Raw genomic sequence first — 17,174 nt, forward strand, 5'->3', positions numbered from 1 at the left:
CCGTAACCATTTTAATACGCTTCTTTAAATATCTTGCAGTCATGGAGCTTGCGGTAATACTCGTAGAGGTAGAATACCCAATAAACCTGGGTTCAATTGCAAGGGTAATGAAGAACTTTGGCGTGAAGGAGCTTATTCTGGTTAATCCCAAGGTTAGTCCTGATGATAAAACTGCCAGAAAATTTGCCGTCCATGCTGTGGACATATTAGAAAACGCAAAAATTGTTAAAACTCTCGATGAAGCCCTCGAAATGGTGGACTTAGCCGTAGGGACGAGCGGGGTAGCCGGGGAAGACTATATTCCAGAGAGAACGCCTATAACCCCAGAGGAGTTTGCAAAAAGGATATTTCTTTATGAAGGAAAAATCGGAATAGTATTCGGGAGAGAAAGTAGAGGGCTGGACAATGAAGAGCTTAAGAAGCTTGACTTCACAGTTACGATTCCCACTAGCGATGAATACCCGGTAATGAACTTGAGCCACGCAGTTGCAGTGATATTGTACGAGATTTACAAGCAAAGGATAAGGAGCGAAGAAACTGAAGTCAAAGAAAAGCTCAGAAAGTCAACGAGAGAAGAGAAAGCCCGGTTAGTTGAGCTCTGGGAAAAGCTTCTAAACACACTGGACTACCCAAAAGACTTGGAAAGGAGAAAGCTCTCCGTGCTGATGTTTCAGCGCTTTTTGGGAAGAGGGTTTATATACGCGAAGGAAGTACACTCCATGTACGGACCTTTAAGAAAAGCCATTGAAATGTTGGAGAGGTGCAAAAATGATAGCTATTGACTCCTTCAAAATAAACGGGCGGCAAATCCAGATAGCCGTAATACACAACGAGAAAATCCACGGCATAACGTTTTCTCTTGACGGAGAAGCTTTTCTTCGAGAACGAATTGATGCTTTAGTCAAGCATTTACAAAAGCGAGGCGTGGAAGTTGATCTTAAAGAAAGAAAGAGCGATTTTCCTTGTCTGGTTTATAAAACCCTCACAGGAGAAATCGAAAATGAGGAAGCATTAAAGTATCTCAGCTTTGAAGGGACTACTCCCTTTGAGAAGAAAGTTTACGAGACTCTTACAAAAAAGGTTAAAAGAGGGGAAGTCATAACTTACAGTGAGCTTGCCAAAATGCTCAACAGCTCACCAAGAGCCGCCGGTGGAGCGATGAAAAGGAACCCCTATCCAATAGTCGTTCCCTGTCACAGGGTTGTTGCATCAGAGGGGTTAGGCAATTACACTCCAAAAGTGGAGTACAAGAAGTTTTTACTTGCGCTGGAGGGGGTGAGAAAGTGGATAGGCTGAAACTTTACATCATAGGATTCCTCGTGGCTATTATTGCGATAGCAGCTGGCATAATATACAAATGGGGCTTCTGGATGCTGGTTAGGGTCGTGCTGAGCTTAGGATTTTTAGGACTAACCTTAATGCTCGGATTTTTCCTGGCATTGACTCTTTATGCAGAAAGCTGGAAGTATGCTGGGCTTTTGGTAATTCCAACGGCTTTGAGTGCTTATGCGACGTATCTGAGCATTACGTGGCAGAAGCTCAAGGTAGTTGGCGGGATAATACTTCTCTTTGCTCTCGGGCTTGCGTTTGGCATATGGTACATAAGTGAGCCCGATCTAAGCTTGACCGACCGTTTTAGAAGTGCCGAAAGCCTTGAGAGAGCTGGCAAATACAAGGCCGCCGCAAGAAAATACGAGAAGAAAGGGAACTACCTAAAAGCTGCGGAAATGTATGAGAAGCTCGGCTGGATGGAGAGTGCAGCTTGGGCATACGAGAAGGCCGGAAAATACGAAAAAGCTGCAGAGATCTATGAGCAACTTTACGAGAAGGAAAAGGATACCTATTACCTCAAAGAAGCTCATGAATACTGGAAGAAAGCTGGTAACATGGAGAGGGCTGCAAAGGCATTGGAGAGGTATGCCGAAGAAGAACCGTGGTTCTGGGAAGATGTAGCGAAGCTTTATGAAGAGCTAGGCAATGAAGAAAAAGCCAGAGAAGCCTGGGAAAAAGCCTTGGAATACTACAAGAGTGAAGCCCAAGAAGAAGGGGTCTTCTGGGAAGATGTCGGCAATATCGCAAGAAAGCTCGGAAATGAAGAGCTCGCGAGAGAGGCTTATCAAAAGTTCCTTGAGTATTGTCTAAAAGAGGCCGAAGAAGACCCCATGTGGTGGAAGCACGTTGCAGAGGCTTACGAATATCTTGGAGAAAAGGAAAAAGCCGAAGAGGCCAGAAAGAAATACGAAGAATACAGGCAGAAAATAATGAAGAGCAACGAAGAAACTTCAAACTTCCCAGAAGAAACGGAGGAATCTTGACAACATTTTCATTTTTGGGAAACCGTTATATATTCTTTTCTTGATTCCTTTCTGGTGATAATTATGATGCCAATGAAGGGTATGAATCCCAAGCAGATGCAGAAGCTCATGAAGCAACTTGGAATTAAGATGGAAGAGCTTGAGGGCGTTAAAGAGGTCGTAATAAAGCTCGAAAACAAAGAAATTATAATCAAAGACGCCGCAGTGACAGTAATAACTGCGATGGGCGAAAAGAGCTACCAAATAGTGGGCAAGGAGGAGGTTAGGGAAGTCCTCAACATCCCAGAAGAGGACATAAAGCTCGTTATGGAGCAGACCGGCGTTGACTATGAAACTGCAAAGAAGGCACTAGAAGAAACGAAAGGTGATTTAGCGGAGGCAATTCTAAAGCTCCAGGAGTCTTAGCCTTGCCTTTTCTTATGTACCTTTTCTCAGGGGATTCTCAACTTTTAGCCAATGAAGAGATCCGAGAAAAACTAATGTCTGCAAAAACTCCAGAAGAAGGCATCTCAATATTAAAAGGAAACAGAAAGTGAACTAAAAAGGCAACTCAACGCCTAGCTTTTTTCTAAAAAAGGCTCTTGCTTTTTCTCTTACTTCTTCACCATTATCTGAATTTAATGCCTCCTTAGCTAATTGGAAAGCTTCCTCATATGAAATACTTTTTACTATCCACTTTACCAATGGGATTCTTGTTGGACTAACACTAAGTTCATTTATCCCAAGCCCAACTAGGATTGGGACTGCAAGGGGATTACTTGCCAGTTCCCCGCAAACGTCAACTTCCACACCTGCTTTTTGAGCCTTATTAGAAATTTCTGAAATTGCTCTTAACACTGCTGGATGCATATCATCGTATAAATAAGAGACATTTTCATTTGTCCTATCTGTAGCAAAAATGTATTGGGTTAAGTCATTTGTCCCAATGCTGATGAAGTCAACTTCCTTTACAATTTTCTCGATCATAAAAACTACAGAAGGCACCTCTGCCATGATACCGAGTTTTATATTTGCTGAATTGTCTTCAGAAAGCTCTTTGAGTATCTCTTTCAGCTTAGTTATCTCTTCCAATCTGCTTATCATTGGAGCCATGATCCTTATATTGCCACCAGTCTCTTTGGAAGCCATTAGAATTGCTTTTACTTGTTCCTCTAAGATCTCTGGATGTTTAAGTAGATACCTTATCCCTCTAACTCCGAGGAATGGATTATCCTCCTTGGGAAACTGCAAATAGGGCACTTCCTTATCTCCACCCACATCGAGAAGTCTAATAGTCAGGGGCTTGTTTCCAAGCTTTTTCACAAATTTCGTAAAGAGGCTAGCAAGCTCTTCCATAGATGGAGGTGTTGCTCGGTTTATGTAGTAAAATTCCAATCTAAAAAGACCAACTCCATCACAGCCGTTTTTTACTGCAACATTTAGATCATCTTCACTTCCAACATTTGCGGTAACTAATATTTTTCTGCCATCTTTAGTAGACACCACCTCATCTCCTATGCCCTTAAACTTCTCCTTAAGAACCTCAAAGGACTCTTTTTTCTTCAGATATTCCCCAATAGTCTTTTCATCCGGATTAACGATTACTTCCCCCAAGAATCCATCAACTATAATCTTATCCCCATCCCTAACAGTTTGTGTTATGCCCGGAACTCCCAAAACTGTAGGAATTTCGAGGGCTCGTGCAATTATTGCAGCATGAGATGTGTAACTTCCTTTTTCTGCCACAATTCCACGTACACCCATTTTTGCATAGATCAAGACCTGAGATGGATAAAGGTCAGGAAGTATTACTATAGCATTAGCATTGTTTCCAATTTTTTTAGGTTCATATCCGGATAAGCTCATTAGGAGTATGTTTTTTATATCTTCTAAATCTTCAGCTCTACTCTGTATTAAAGCTGATTCTGAGGATTTTAAAAGCTCCACGTATTTTTTAGTAGCTAAGCTTATTGCATTAACTACACTTTCCCCCTGTTTGACAAGTTCGAAAGCCTCATCCACGATCCCTTCAACCATGAGTTTGTGAGCATTAACAATACCTGCAATCTCTTTCTGTGAGTTATCTTCCCCTATGAGGGTATCCAATAGTTGGATTGTTTTCTCCTTCGCAAGTTGAAGAACTTTTTTAGGGTCTTTCTCTTGAATATTTTCTATTTCATTAGCCTTTGGGACTATAACTGTGGCTTTCCCAAATGCAATTCCCCATGAAGCACCTACACCTTTTAATCGAAGAGGTTCTTTCATATTTAATCCCCCTCCTCCTGTATAACAAACTCTTTGAAGATTGAAACAACCTGTTGAGGCGTTTTTGCATGTTTAAGCCGTTTTTGGAATTCTTTGTTTTGAAGCAACATTCCAAGCTCTTTTAAAAGCTGAATATGGGCCGAATTAGTTGGTGCTGAGAAGCCAATTATAATTTTCACGGGGTCGTTAGGAGAATCAAAATCAACTGGAACACGAAGAATGACTACAGACAACCCAAAATCAAAAGCCCCATCTTCGGGTCTAGAGTGGGGCAACGCTATTCCAGGAGCAATAACAGCATAAGGGCCTAATCGATTTGTTGTTTTAATCATTCCCTCAATGTATTTTTTTGAAACTTTTCTTGCCTTGTACAATAGGGAACCACTGATCCTCACAGCTTCTTTCCAGTTATTGACCTCCACATTTGTTAAAACACAGGTAGTATCCATTTTTCTGACAATATTTGGAAGTATCTCCATTAAGATCACCTTCTCTGTTGAATAGTTATTTGAAGTATCTCCGGAATTTCTTTAGGGTCGAATTTCCTATGAAGCCTCTCAGAAAGCACCATTTCGACAGTTTTTAGTATTATGTGGGAGTTCTCTGTTAAGTGGAATACAAGAGTACGTCCTTTCCCGCGCCCTAGACCTTTCTCCCTTGATGTTATTAGTCCAATACTCTCTATTTTGGGAGTTATATAATGCATTACATGTCTCATACTGCGGGGTCTCCATCCTAGTTCTTCACACACTAGTTTGTATGTTTGGTAAACTTCTCCAGTTACAGGAAGAATCTTATTTTCCTCCAAAAAGGCAATAGACCATAGAATGACCAACTGGTGATTAGTCAAAGAATTTATTGTAGTGTGCAATATGTTACGTTCTACGCTTTTCATGGCTTCATTAATAATCTCCTTCGTAAGTTTTTCAGAGGTTCTCAGAGCAGCTTCCGTTAGGATTTTAAATCCCCATCTCAGGTCTTTCTCATTTTGCTTTATCAATTCGACCAAATACCTGATAGATTCGTCATCAAAACTCCCGGGTAGGAGTGCTTTTTCTGCCCTATCTCTAAGTATCTCAAACAATTCTTCACTGTTATATTCTCTGAAATACAAAGTCCGAGGTATAAATTTTGCTATCGTGGCATGTTCAATTCTTTCCAGTATGTTGGCCTTATTGGATATCATCACAATCAAAGGCCCTTCTTTGTCTATAACCTCATCTAATCTCGACATCCTATAGATTAAAGCATTCATGGGGTCTTCCTTATCTTTATATGTCTTTTTGAGCTTGTCTATTTCATCAAAAACAAAAATAGGTCTTTCTTCACTATTTTTTAAATAAGTAACAAGAGCGTCAATGGCTTCTCCGATCCCCAATCCCCGTTCCGGGAAATTTATACCCAAATTATGCAAAAGTGTTATCAATGTTTGATAATATGTTCTATCTTTGCAATTTATGTATAGTATCTTTGAATTGATATCGTTTTCTTTTACAAATTCTGTATACGTCTTTATGACAAGCTTTATTGCATGAGTTTTTCCAGTACTCGGAGGCCCATGAATTAATAGGTGGCCTGGATGGATTCCTCTTGCATATCTACCAAAATGTCTCGCTATTTCAGTTACTTCATTCTCTCTAAAAAGGAGATATTCTGGAACATAGCTCTCGGTAAGAACACTGGGATTTTTTAGTATGTTGTTGCTTTGGAACTCTTTACGAATTATCTCTTTGAGATTTATTTTCGTATTAACCACCCATATATACTTGGTTATCATAAGTATTTAAGATTTATCCATATCGCAAACATCACTTTGTCAAGAGCTTCTCTATAGTTCCTTTTATTCTTTGGTATTCTGAGGGATCTACGATTGAAACGGCTACTTCATAGGTGTCCTCCTTGAGAGGTTCAAAGGGTATATAAGCAGTGTACCCATTTGCATATCCAACAAACATCGTATACTTGTAGGGGGAAATTCGCTTAGCTGTGATCTGGTATTCAACGAACATTTCCGCTGGTGTAAATAATGCAACAAAATTTTCTCCTATAGTAAGCTTTGCAATATTGAAGTTTATCACATTGATTTTTTTGAGATACTCTGAAATCTTTTTTAAAATCTGAACTCCTAAGAGGTTGTTTTCAATTATCCTGCGCTCTTGGGAGGAAATGTTACTTTGATTTAGCTTTGCAAGGAGCTCTGCTTCAAAATCTTCGATTTTTGTCCTGCTTGGTGGTTGTTTGGGTTTAACTTTAAGTTTTTTCCACGTTAAATCCACATCACCCGTAAGTTTCTCACAACTATTGAGCTTGTTTTTCACTTGAGAAAAGAAAAGCTTCGCTAGTCTATTCACTTCTTCATATTTCTGGGATTTTCTAGTAAATCTTGTACTTACGTTTCCAGCAGCTCCATTGAGAAAGAGCGCTACATTGAACTCTTTTTCAAAAAGTCTTGAAATTGCACCAGCTAAATCACCAGAAATCTTATTGTTTGAGTAAGGAAGAACTGTTGGATGGCAAGAGAAGTTCAAAGCTATGGTTTTCTTTTTTGAATCAAATAAGAATACAGACTCTTTGTCAACTATTCCATTTGGATCAATCCTGTTTGATGAGACCCCTTCAATTATTGCTTTTCCCGCAAAAAGCGATGTGTTGTCAAAGTTTATTTTCTTTAATGCCTCAGCTAGACGTGTAATTATAAATTCTTGGTAATTTTTTATTATTTCTCTTTCGTCCTCTATTCCCCACAAATTTGTTAAAAAACTTAAAGATGACTCCGGAGCTGAATGAGTGTGCGTTGCAGTTACTATCACGTTGCTTTCTGGAATCCCAAGTTCTTTGCTTACTTTCAGTGCTATCTCTTCTCGAAGTTTTTCATCGACAATAAGTAGATCTAGAGCAATTATAACTACAGAATCAATATATAATATCCTCCCGTAGATCCTATCTAAGATGTCACTACTTCTTCCAGTTCTAAGTGCATACCCTGCTAGAGGCATTGGGTTTTCAGGCGTTATATCAACTTTTGCCCAACCAATCTTCATTATTTCTCACCAGGTATGCTTCTTGTTCAACTCAACATATTTTTTCCATTTATGTATACTGAGTCCACATTCAGATCCTCGTCCAAAATAACTAGATCAGCTGAATACCCTGGTAATATCGCTCCACTTTTGTGAAGTTCTATAGCTCTTGCCGGATTATATGTCATAGCTCTAATGGCGTCTTTTAGAGAAAATCCTGTTTGAATCAAGTTTCTCAAGGCTTTGTCCATAGTTAGGGTACTCCCCGCGAGTGTGCCATCCTCTAAGCGACAAATTCCATCTTTGACTATTACTTTCAACCCTCCTAGAGAATACTCTCCATCAGGTAAATCGGTTGCAATAATCGAATCAGTAATTACGACAACCCTTTCAATTCCTGTGTGGTTTACAGTAAATTTGATAATCTCTGGGGAGAGGTGGATTAAGTCTGTTATTAATTCCACATACACCTGCGGGCTTTCTAGTGCCGCCGCAATTACTCCAGGATCCCTGTGATTTATGGGTCTCATGGCATTATATAAATGACTCGCTCTGTTTGCCCCCGCATATATTGCGGCTTTTGCCTCTTCATACGTAGCATTTGTATGCCCTAAAGACACAGAGACTCCTAGCCTTCTTGCGTACTGGATGAACTCTAGTGCTCCTTCCAATTCTGGAGCAATTGTTATAGTTTTTATGTTGCCTTCAGAAGCCTTCCAGTATTCTTTAAGCTCTTGGATGTTGGGAAGACGAATAAACTCTGGATTTTGGGCTCCTTTCTTTTCCTTATTTATATAAGGTCCTTCTAAATGTAATCCCCCAATCTTTGCTCCTGTTAGTTGATCCTTTTGATAACTGACTGCATTTTTAACTCCCTTAGCCGCCGTCAAAAGGACTTCATGAGAAGCTGTCACAGTAGTGGGAAGAAAGTATACCACCCCGTGCGTTAAATACTTCTCGCTCATTTTGATTAGAGTTTCTTCAACTTCTTGCTCCGATCCTCCCATAGCACTGTATGTGACATCAAATCCCCCTATCCCATGAGTATGCACGTCAATGAATCCGGGAGCAACTATCTTACCCTCTAAGTTCTCTCCGCCAGAAGTCCTCCCTTCGTAAACCTTTTTTATTATTCCGTTTTCAATCTCTACAGTTCCGGGATAAATTTCTTCAAAGGGAGTTATTACTCTTGCATTGGTTAAAATTACTTTCGACATATTCTCACCCCCTATAGATATTTTAAACGAGCCCTATATCTCTCAATTACTTTAGAATTGTGCTCTTTGGCGCCAGGTAGGTGTGCACTTAGGAATACAGGAGGCTCAATTCCTTTCTCAACTAGTTCTTTAATTGCTAAAGCGACGATTGATTGGGCTATAAATGCCCCAGTAATAGTGGATACCGGGAAAATTTTCATCTTGAATCCCGGGATCTGTAATATGGCGTCTCCTCTTGGAACTTTATTGTCTATAACAACATCAGCTACTTCAAAGAGTCGTTTGTTATACTTGTTTCTAGGAGCTAAGCTTCTAGAATATTCCACAGATGTTATTGCAATAACTGGGCATCCAATAGATTTTGCTTTTATAGCGGTCTCTACGGGAAACACGTTAACCCCAGAAGTAGATACTACCAGTACTGTATCATCTTTTTGGACACCCATCGCTTTCAACACTATTTCTGCATATCCTTCTACATGTTCCATTTCTGTTGACTTAAAGGCTCCGTGGTAAACGTTTATGTCAGTATCCATTATTGGGTTTACAGGAACTAGTCCTCCAGCTCTATAGGAGAGCTCTTCACCAATTATTGCCGAGTGGCCAGCCCCAATTACATGCAATATCCCGCCCTTTTCTAGAGACTTTGCTAGTATTTTGGCTGCGTTTTCAATATTTTCTTTCTCTTCCTCTTTCACCCTTTCCAATAGGGAGTTAACAACCGAATAGGCTTCATCCAAAAGTTCCATTTTTCATACCTCCTGTTAGTTATTTCTCAACCATTTTTACCAAACCTCGGGGGAAATCTATTGGGGTGTTGTTATACACCCCAAGCCAGTAAGAGAGGAGTTGAACAAACAGTACGGCGTGGAAGGGATATAGCATTGTGTCGGAATAATCAATATTTACAAGAGAAATGTTTTCAGTGTTTTTGGCCTTTTTCTGAACCTCTTGAGTTGCCCCAATTACAACAAAATGGCCTAGATTTTCATGGAATTTTTCAAACTTCTGAAGGAATCGTTTCTTTGCAAATTCTTCGCATGGTTGTATTACTATATTATACATATCCTCAGAAAGGGCTGCGCTGGGGCCGTGAAGGTACTCTTCAAGCTCAATGGGTTCAGCATGGGAGTACGCTGCTTCTTTTAGCTTGAGAGCACCTTCGACAGCTATGGGATATGTCATTCCAGCAGATATTATGTACCCGCCTCTCAAGTTAGAGAGGTATTTTGCAATTGTTTTTGCTGAGGTTTCATACTGGGGAAGTATATCAGGTAATTTGTTCGTGAAATCTGAAAAGTTCTGTAATCGCTTTTCCATTTCATTGTCATTAATCAAGCCAAGCTTTTTCCTGGAAGTTAGAGCTAGCAGATAGAGAACTCCTAAAGTCCCTGTAAAGCTTTTTGTAGCAGGAATTGCTGCTTCATATCCAGCCAATATTGGAATGATAACATCTGAATACTTTGTTACCTTACCCAAGGACGGATTATTTGTAATCGATATTACATTTGCCCCTCCTTTTTTGGATTCCTTTACAACTTCTAGAACTCCCCACGTGTTACCAGATTGTGTTATTGCTACTACTGTGTCGTCTTTATCAAGGGATGAAAGCTTGTGTAGTTTAAATTCAAATGCAGGAATCGCAATTATATCAAGTTCTGGGAGGAAATACTGGAGTTCAAGCCCTCCGTTTAGAGAAGAACCACTCCCAACTACCCATATTCTTTCAGTATTTCTAATCATTTCCGTTGCCAGCTGTATAGACGGGTAATCTTTAAGGAAGTATGTTCTCTTTAAAACGTACGGGGTCTCATAAATTTCCCTTATCATACGGTGTTTAAATTGTCGACTTATTCTCGTTTTTTTCTTGGTTCCTACAAACGTTCGCTTTTGTGACGACCAAAATGCTAAAGAATTCGGCGGGAGCCTATAAACTTCTTCTGGAGCTAGCTCGTTAATCGTAGTTAAAAAAACACTTTCTCCATTTTGATCAATAAATATGTCTCTATATGTCGAAAAGGCTATTAAAAATTCTTCTTCCCTTTCTTTAAAGTAACCGACAATTGAGAATGCGCCAGTTTCACGACTTAAAGCATCTTTTAACCTTTTGGCAAAGTCATTTTCAGAACCCGTACTTTGGAAAATCTGCCAGAGTTTTTCTGAGAGTTCTTTAAGGGGCGTCTTTGGAAGTCCTTCAATAGCAGTTATTGCAGTACTTTCTTCTTTTCTGATAATAAAACTTGAATTTATCCCAGTTTCATATTTGTTTGTATTCAGTAAAAAATTCGTTCCAGGAGGCATTTCTTTGAGATTAGTGGATCCAATAGAGATGTAGTTATTTTTGTTCCAAGTGATAAGATCAAACTTCGGCATTAATCTAAGGACGTGTTGTTCAAGTATATTTCTTTGTTGTTCCGAGCAATCTATGCATAGAACAATTGCTCCCAGCATTTCAATTCCTCCAGATAATTAATATAAGGGAGTGTAATGAAAGAGAGTAATAATTATGTTAGACCTTTCCTCTTTAGGAGCTCATAGAAATCCTGAGGTTTTTCGTCTGGAAGCATTTGGTAAACTAACCGATATCCTAGGTCCACAAGCTTTTTAAATTCTTCAACGTCTTTCTCGTCAACTGAAAAGTTCTTTGTAACAACTATTTTTCCCTCTTTCCACCCTGATTGTCCGACGTTAATCCAGTCTACATCATTTATACGTACATTTTCGAGAACTTTTCTACATGACTCTGGCGTGGCAAAGATTATCATTATGTTCTTCGAAGCATCATAGTTTTTGTTTTTGAGTTTTTCTATTGCCTCTTGAATTGTAATAATCTCTACTTTCTTTCCTGGTGGGGCCATTGCGAGTTGAATTTTTTTCAAAAATTCATTTGTTGCCAATTTGTCATCTACTAACCAGATCTCTTGTATTCCATAAGCACTTACCCAACCAACCGTTACTTGTCCATGAATATACCTATCGTCTATTCTTATTAGTTTTATAGGCATTCATATCCCCCCTAATTATCCTCTTGTGGTAATACCTCCTCCACAAGATGTACAAGTTCTTTTAGTGCATCACTTTCATCTTCCCCACTTACTCTTAATATAATTTCGTCTCCATATTCAATACCCAACGCCAAAACTTGAAGAATGTTTTTTGCATTGGCTGAGTTGTTCCCTTTAAGTATGGTAATCTCCGACTTAAATTTTCTAGCAGTTTCGACAAACATTGCTGCTGGTCTCGCATGCAATCCAGTTTTATTTTTTATTTTAAGTTTAGCTTCAAGCATAGTTCATCCCTCACTCAGAAAACCTTTCTGAAAGCACTACAATTGAGCCCTTTCCTTGAACTGCAATCTCTCTAGCAAGAGTTTTAACGTCCTTTTCATTAAGATCAATCAATGCTTGAAGGACCATTGGTAAATTTACACCTGAAACAACCTCGTACTTCTTATTAGAAGCTAAAACAACTTCAGCAATAACCCTTGAAGGAGTACCCCCAAGGATATCTGCAAAAATAAGTGCTTCTTCGGTTGCTTGTAGTGTGTCTTCTAGTTTTTGTTTTATTTTCTCTGCAGTATCTTGGGGATAGAGCTCTATTGCAACTATATTTTCTGCAACTTTTCCCAAAAGCATTTTTGCACTTTCCTTAAGTGCTGAGGGGAAAGGCCCATGTCCCATTATTATTATCCTCTTGTTCATATTTTCACCTCTCTTGTTTTTCTTATTTTTTCTTTTCTTATTTTCAGACTAACCCAATATCAAAGAGAATTATAAAAGATAAAGAGACTTAAAAAGACTACACACTCAAAAAGCCTACGAGACCAAGTACGAAACCAACAACGAAGATTATTACTAAAGCTTTTCCTGGAGTAACACCCTTTCTGTAAAGTTGATAAGTTCCAAGTAATGTCGCAAGTGGTAGAAGCCTTGGAAGTATCATGTCAATTGCTTCTTGCAACTTAAATGCTTCTCCGCTTTGGAATGTTATGGTAACGGGAGTATGAATGTTTATATAAGTGACTCCAAGCGCTCCGATTATGCCTATTGCAAGCATTGCTCCAATCTCTCTTATGACTTCAAACTGACCACTTTGAAGAATTCCAACTACTCTTTCACCATACTTGTATCCCATGTTAAGAAGCTTCCACGTAACTGGGACTATCAGTCCAAACCAGAGAATTACTGCAAGAATTGGTCCAAGTGAGCTTCCGTTGAGTGCCAAGGATGCTCCTAAACCAAATGCTATCGGTCTCCATGTAAACCAGAATAATCCATCTCCAAGACCAGCTAATGGTCCCATCAGCATTGTTTTAATAGATCTTATTGTGTCTATATCTGCTCCCTTTTCTTCAAGAGAAGCATCAAGTCCAACAACGAATGGTATCATCGCTGGATTAGTATTGAAGAATTCATTGTGCATTTTCATCCATTCAACAAGTTCTTCCTTTGTTTTTCTCAGTTTCTTTTCTATACCTTTCATAATATTAGCATAAGCTTGTCCCTGCATTCTTTCGTAGTTCCATGCCCACTGGCTCATGAAGGCAATTTTTAAGTATGTTTTCAAAAGATCCTTCTTGGAAAGAATAGACTTACTGGTATCTACATTTTCTTCACCTACAGATTCAAATACGGATTTAACAGCATCGGCCTTAAGTGCGAGAGCTAGTGCGATAATCATTAGTGCAATTCCAAGAATTGGCATATTTAGATATGCAGCTAGAATGTAACCAAAGATAAACCAAGGTATCATTGACCTGTCGAACATAAGTTTCATTAGGTATGCAAGACCAATAGCTGGCATCATTGCTCCAGCAACGCCAAGTGCGTCCATTACCTTTGCAACTGTAGCATTTTGCACAAAAGATCTTATTGTTTCAACTGCTCCTTCCGAAGCTCCCAAAATTCCAAACAATAAGATAGGAATTGCTTTTGAAAGAGCCCACTGAAATGTTCCAAGTGTTACTATAAGTTGAAGTCGATCTACATTTCCTTGTTCTATTACCTTATCCGCTAAGTGGGCATACGGGGTACATCCTGTTCTTGCTAGCAAGACTTCTAAATACATCGAAAGGATACCGATTGGAACTGCAAATGCTATAAGAGATGAAAGCTGAGATGGATCTACTGAGGTATAACCAAGAATCTTTGCGAAAAATACTGCAACAACTGTAGCAACAGTAGCGTCTGGGGCAGCTGCACCCCCTATTGGGTACATACCCAAATATACTAGTTGAAGCAAAGCTGATAAAACTAGAGCTGTTTTTGGAATTCCAACAATTATTCCTGTAAGTGCACCAATGACAAGAGGCTCTCCTATTCCAATTGGCCTGAAACCTAAGAACTCAAAGACTGCTATCATAACAAGAATTGTTGTTGCAAGTACCTGGCCAAATGTGATAGTAGCACTTCCTCCACCTGCCGCTTTCACCGCTGGAGACATTAAGAGGGCAAAAAACACTATCAGTCCTATCAAAATTGCCCTTTCTTTACCGTTTTCTCGTTTCATAATTACCCCCTCTAGTAGTTTTTAACCAAGACATATCAAACAGTAGTCAGCCGAGTAGAGGCTTGCAAGAAATAATTATGGCGCTTTCTTTAAATATTTTTCGGTTTTAAGATTTTGGATAGCACTATAGCAAATTTTGAGGCATTATCGGGGATTTTCATAAAATATGAGACATGGTTATCATTAGTAACTAATGCGCTTCAATAATGAACATTGAACAAACAAATACGATAGGGTATAAGAATTATTAAACACAACGCCTTCTTCATTCAACATAACTGGTTCTCCAAATCGAATACATATGATAACCTAGTCCCTCTAGGTTATGAGTATTTTCATAGTTTTCATCAGCATCAATAATTTCAACATGTTTAAGAATCAGTAAATCAGAAAGAGTTGGTGACCTTGAGATACACAGAAAAGACTACCCGATTAACCTTTTTTAGCCCCCACAGTCTGCCAATTGGCTCTAAGATATTTCAGCATAATCTGACAAAGAATTTTTAAGGAGATAAAGCACCGGCCTTTACATACATTGAATTAAATACCCTGAGTCTTAGCATTACTTTATAATTTGGTCAGAAGAACCTTTCAGTTGCTTCCATTATTCAAGTAACTGTTCTCACTACTTGTCTTCGCAGTATGAGTTATTTGTGCAAAAGGTTTTTATATTACGTTTGCATATTGTATGGTGAGCATCTCTACTTGGGGCAAATGTAGAGTTGAATAACAATTGAGCATCGCAAAACTTTGCATTTGTTGCTAGGGATAAAGAATATTGGATAATAGAATTTGGATGAGGGATAGCGAATGAACAGACGAAAAGCTATCTTTATTGTTATTTTACTCTTGGCCTTTTATTTTCTTCCCAAGGGGGTAATTATTGAGACAGACGAACCTACCGGTGTTAGCTTTGATGAAGACAAATCTCTTCCAAAGTACTGCCCCTTCACAATCAAGACTAAATCCCTGTTTGTCGAGTCCGGATTGAATAACGTTACGTTCCACCTCCTTAAAGACAACACTGTATTGGTTAATTACACGCTCAAAGGCGTTAAAGGCTCATACCTCTGTCTTCCGGATGGGATTCTGCTGTATGCATACTCTCCGGGCGATGACCTTAGTGATACCCCGATGGTGTTCTTGGATTACAATTTAAGTGAAAAGTGGAGAAAAAAGTTTGAGGGTCTTGTTCTACCCAAACATTATGAGGACAATTCTTTACTTCTCGTAAAGCGCGGAAGTTTTGAACTAAGCATAAAGTCGTGCATATATAAGATAAACACCGCCACCGGGAATTTGACGTATAAATTCTGTCCTGACATCTCAAGGGGCTCTAGAATCTCGGATATTAAAATCCTTGGAGATAGGTACTATTTCGTGGCAACTTGGGTTGATGCCAGAATGTTGTGGGTTAAGACCAACGGAGATTTGTACCTTGTTAGGGGTTATGAAGCCAGAAAAGCCCGCGTTGCGAGCATCGATAGCAGTGCTCTAGGTGCGGGCTTCTGGGTTGATGCCAATGACAAATATGTCGCTGTTGCTTACTTCCTTGCGAATGAAGTGGGGGACTGGAAGAATGGACTGTGTGTCTTTACGAGTGGCCATTTAATCAAGATGGCCTGTAAAAAGCTCGATAAAACTCCCAGAAACGTAAGAATTGAAGGTAGAACGATCTATGTAAAATTCAGGGATGGCACCGTTAAGACTTACAAAATCATAGCACCTTAAGGAGTAAAAGTCGAGAGGTGAAAAGAAGTGAAGCCCTCAAAGACGCTTTTGGTTGCTGTTTCTTTACTTCTAATTTTGGCACTTTTTATTTCGCATGAATATCGAAGCTACAGCTGGAGTTACGAGAATGCTTCTCTGATCGGCGTCTGGAATGGGAAGGTTGCAGTTCTTAAGGACAACACCTTGTTAATCCTCAACGTAACAAATGGCCAAGTTCTTAAAGAATTTCCCAATACAAGCAAAGCATTTCTCGTAGGGAATACGATCTCAGCGGTAAGCAGCTTTAGGCTCTTAAACATTAACTTAGAGGACTTTACAACTGCTGAGCTTAATATTCCCGAAGGGATTGATTCGGCTGAGCTGGTGTTCGGTGTCAGCTTTGGAAATTTCTCACTCTATTCCACTATTCATCCCGTCAGAGGGAAGTATATTTTTGATGTTATTGAATATCATGTCTGCACCCAGAACTGCTCGGTTTATTCCTTTAGAACACCTCCGGGCTCTTATCCGATGGTTTATACATTCCCGAAGGGATACATTTTAACATTTGAAACTAATGAGGTCTTTGCCAAGGGCTCTGCAGTGGTTCTCGACAAAAATGGGAGTTTTATGTGGAATTTGACCACAAATTATGCAATCAGCGACTTTGAATATTCCAATGATACCCTGTTCTTTTCAACCGGAGGCACAGAGCCCGGAGGAACCACCATCGCCGGCGGCGATATTTATGCGTTTTCTCTCAACGGTCCCCTTAAGTGGCACATTGACCTCGGCAGGTATGATGGAAAGTTCTATGATTGGGCTGTCGCCGGAATGAAGGCTCGTGATGATTTATACGCTATAGGCTACACCGGCAGAGTCTATGTTATTGATTTTAATGGAACGCTCAAGAGGATTACAGCTTCGCCAGTCTCCATGGGGCTGAAGACCCCATCTTTAATAAAAGGAGTTAAGGCTGCAAAAAACGATTTAATGGCCTTTGCCTATACTGACATAAAGAGATCCGGCTTGTTTCGGGAAGCCAAAGGCATCTGTGTCTGCGATTTCAAGGGGTTTAAGTGCTGGAAAACAAAAAAAACGGTTGGTAAAGATATTGGTCTGGGATAAATGGGTAATTGGAGAAGGAACTAAAGGAATTT

17 protein-coding genes are annotated in these 17,174 nt (G+C 39.5%); 6 read left to right on the plus strand and 11 right to left on the minus strand.

Translation table 11 applies throughout. The features are described 5' to 3' along the window. Nucleotides 1-41: 41 nt before the first annotated feature. The 4 genes from NF865_RS07270 (at nt 42) to NF865_RS07285 (ending at nt 2,720) form a co-directional block, all read left to right on the plus strand. The gene (locus tag NF865_RS07270) at nt 42-782 is read left to right on the plus strand and encodes an RNA methyltransferase (RefSeq protein WP_253304089.1); all 741 of its coding nucleotides are present in this window, start codon (nt 42-44) and stop codon (nt 780-782) included. After that, nucleotides 769-1,296 carry a methylated-DNA--protein-cysteine methyltransferase gene (gene otg, locus NF865_RS07275; RefSeq protein ID WP_253304090.1) on the plus strand — a complete coding sequence of 176 codons (528 nt, stop codon included), beginning with the start codon at nt 769-771 and terminating at the stop codon, nt 1,294-1,296. Before NF865_RS07270 ends, otg begins: the two co-directional genes overlap by 14 nt. After that, the gene (locus tag NF865_RS07280; RefSeq protein WP_253304091.1) at nt 1,284-2,315 is read left to right on the plus strand and encodes a tetratricopeptide repeat protein; all 1,032 of its coding nucleotides are present in this window, start codon (nt 1,284-1,286) and stop codon (nt 2,313-2,315) included. Before otg ends, NF865_RS07280 begins: the two co-directional genes overlap by 13 nt. Before the next feature lie 63 nt (nt 2,316-2,378). Next, nucleotides 2,379-2,720, plus strand: a complete 342-nt coding sequence (locus tag NF865_RS07285; RefSeq protein WP_436317670.1) for a nascent polypeptide-associated complex protein — start codon at nt 2,379-2,381, stop codon at nt 2,718-2,720. 132 nt (nt 2,721-2,852) lie between these two features. On the opposite strand, the gene ptsP is transcribed toward NF865_RS07285, so the two are convergent. The 11 genes from ptsP to NF865_RS07340 form a co-directional block, all read right to left on the minus strand. Then, nucleotides 2,853-4,559, minus strand: coding sequence for a phosphoenolpyruvate--protein phosphotransferase (gene ptsP, locus NF865_RS07290; RefSeq protein WP_253304092.1), 1,707 nt, complete (start codon nt 4,557-4,559; stop codon nt 2,853-2,855). A 2-nt stretch (nt 4,560-4,561) separates the two neighbouring features. After that, the gene (locus NF865_RS07295; RefSeq protein ID WP_253304093.1) at nt 4,562-5,038 is read right to left on the minus strand and encodes a PTS sugar transporter subunit IIA; all 477 of its coding nucleotides are present in this window, start codon (nt 5,036-5,038) and stop codon (nt 4,562-4,564) included. Between the two features lie 5 nt (nt 5,039-5,043). Then, entirely contained in the window at nt 5,044-6,315 is a 1,272-nt protein-coding gene (locus tag NF865_RS07300; RefSeq protein WP_253304094.1) for a Cdc6/Cdc18 family protein, read from the minus strand. A 52-nt stretch (nt 6,316-6,367) separates the two neighbouring features. Further along, nucleotides 6,368-7,600, minus strand: a complete 1,233-nt coding sequence (locus tag NF865_RS07305) for a neutral/alkaline non-lysosomal ceramidase N-terminal domain-containing protein (protein ID WP_253304095.1) — start codon at nt 7,598-7,600, stop codon at nt 6,368-6,370. 26 nt (nt 7,601-7,626) lie between these two features. After that, a complete protein-coding gene (gene nagA / locus NF865_RS07310) occupies nt 7,627-8,796 on the minus strand; it encodes an N-acetylglucosamine-6-phosphate deacetylase (protein ID WP_253304096.1) in 1,170 nt (389 codons plus the stop codon). An 11-nt stretch (nt 8,797-8,807) separates the two neighbouring features. Continuing rightward, complete coding sequence (locus NF865_RS07315; protein ID WP_253304097.1) at nt 8,808-9,545, minus strand: SIS domain-containing protein; 738 nt, start codon at nt 9,543-9,545, stop codon at nt 8,808-8,810. A 19-nt stretch (nt 9,546-9,564) separates the two neighbouring features. Beyond that, on the minus strand, nt 9,565-11,169 hold the full coding sequence (locus NF865_RS07320) for an SIS domain-containing protein (protein WP_253304098.1): 1,605 nt from the start codon (nt 11,167-11,169) through the stop codon (nt 9,565-9,567). Nucleotides 11,170-11,300: 131 nt separating this feature from the next. Continuing rightward, the gene (locus NF865_RS07325) at nt 11,301-11,801 is read right to left on the minus strand and encodes a PTS sugar transporter subunit IIB (protein ID WP_253304099.1); all 501 of its coding nucleotides are present in this window, start codon (nt 11,799-11,801) and stop codon (nt 11,301-11,303) included. 11 nt (nt 11,802-11,812) lie between these two features. After that, a complete protein-coding gene (locus tag NF865_RS07330; protein WP_253304100.1) occupies nt 11,813-12,085 on the minus strand; it encodes an HPr family phosphocarrier protein in 273 nt (90 codons plus the stop codon). A 10-nt stretch (nt 12,086-12,095) separates the two neighbouring features. After that, entirely contained in the window at nt 12,096-12,497 is a 402-nt protein-coding gene (locus NF865_RS07335) for a PTS sugar transporter subunit IIA (RefSeq protein WP_253304101.1), read from the minus strand. Nucleotides 12,498-12,594: 97 nt separating this feature from the next. Then, nucleotides 12,595-14,304, minus strand: coding sequence for a PTS system mannose/fructose/sorbose family transporter subunit IID (locus tag NF865_RS07340; protein ID WP_253304102.1), 1,710 nt, complete (start codon nt 14,302-14,304; stop codon nt 12,595-12,597). Nucleotides 14,305-15,114: 810 nt separating this feature from the next. Here NF865_RS07340 and NF865_RS07345 point away from each other — a divergent pair. Continuing rightward, the gene (locus NF865_RS07345; protein WP_253304103.1) at nt 15,115-16,035 is read left to right on the plus strand and encodes a hypothetical protein; all 921 of its coding nucleotides are present in this window, start codon (nt 15,115-15,117) and stop codon (nt 16,033-16,035) included. Between the two features lie 27 nt (nt 16,036-16,062). Beyond that, on the plus strand, nt 16,063-17,142 hold the full coding sequence (locus tag NF865_RS07350; protein ID WP_253304104.1) for a hypothetical protein: 1,080 nt from the start codon (nt 16,063-16,065) through the stop codon (nt 17,140-17,142). The last annotated feature ends 32 nt before the right edge of the window (nt 17,143-17,174 follow it).

Origin of the sequence: Thermococcus aggregans (assembly GCF_024022995.1) — an archaeon.
Taxonomy (GTDB): Archaea; Methanobacteriota_B; Thermococci; order Thermococcales; family Thermococcaceae; genus Thermococcus_A; species Thermococcus_A aggregans.

Bases quoted from the DNA above. Each gene is read 5' to 3' on its own strand.
- NF865_RS07270 (WP_253304089.1), top strand. From the start codon at position 42: ATGGAGCTTGCGGTAATACTCGTAGAGGTAGAATACCCAATAAACCTG.
- otg (WP_253304090.1), top strand. From the start codon at position 769: ATGATAGCTATTGACTCCTTCAAAATAAACGGGCGGCAAATCCAGATA.
- NF865_RS07285 (WP_436317670.1), top strand. From the start codon at position 2,379: ATGATGCCAATGAAGGGTATGAATCCCAAGCAGATGCAGAAGCTCATG.
- ptsP (WP_253304092.1), bottom strand. From the start codon at position 4,559: ATGAAAGAACCTCTTCGATTAAAAGGTGTAGGTGCTTCATGGGGAATT.
- NF865_RS07295 (WP_253304093.1), bottom strand. From the start codon at position 5,038: ATGGAGATACTTCCAAATATTGTCAGAAAAATGGATACTACCTGTGTT.
- NF865_RS07305 (WP_253304095.1), bottom strand. From the start codon at position 7,600: ATGAAGATTGGTTGGGCAAAAGTTGATATAACGCCTGAAAACCCAATG.
- nagA (WP_253304096.1), bottom strand. From the start codon at position 8,796: ATGTCGAAAGTAATTTTAACCAATGCAAGAGTAATAACTCCCTTTGAA.
- NF865_RS07315 (WP_253304097.1), bottom strand. From the start codon at position 9,545: ATGGAACTTTTGGATGAAGCCTATTCGGTTGTTAACTCCCTATTGGAA.
- NF865_RS07320 (WP_253304098.1), bottom strand. From the start codon at position 11,169: ATGCCGAAGTTTGATCTTATCACTTGGAACAAAAATAACTACATCTCT.
- NF865_RS07325 (WP_253304099.1), bottom strand. From the start codon at position 11,801: ATGCCTATAAAACTAATAAGAATAGACGATAGGTATATTCATGGACAA.
- NF865_RS07330 (WP_253304100.1), bottom strand. From the start codon at position 12,085: ATGCTTGAAGCTAAACTTAAAATAAAAAATAAAACTGGATTGCATGCG.
- NF865_RS07335 (WP_253304101.1), bottom strand. From the start codon at position 12,497: ATGAACAAGAGGATAATAATAATGGGACATGGGCCTTTCCCCTCAGCA.
- NF865_RS07340 (WP_253304102.1), bottom strand. From the start codon at position 14,304: ATGAAACGAGAAAACGGTAAAGAAAGGGCAATTTTGATAGGACTGATA.
- NF865_RS07345 (WP_253304103.1), top strand. From the start codon at position 15,115: ATGAACAGACGAAAAGCTATCTTTATTGTTATTTTACTCTTGGCCTTT.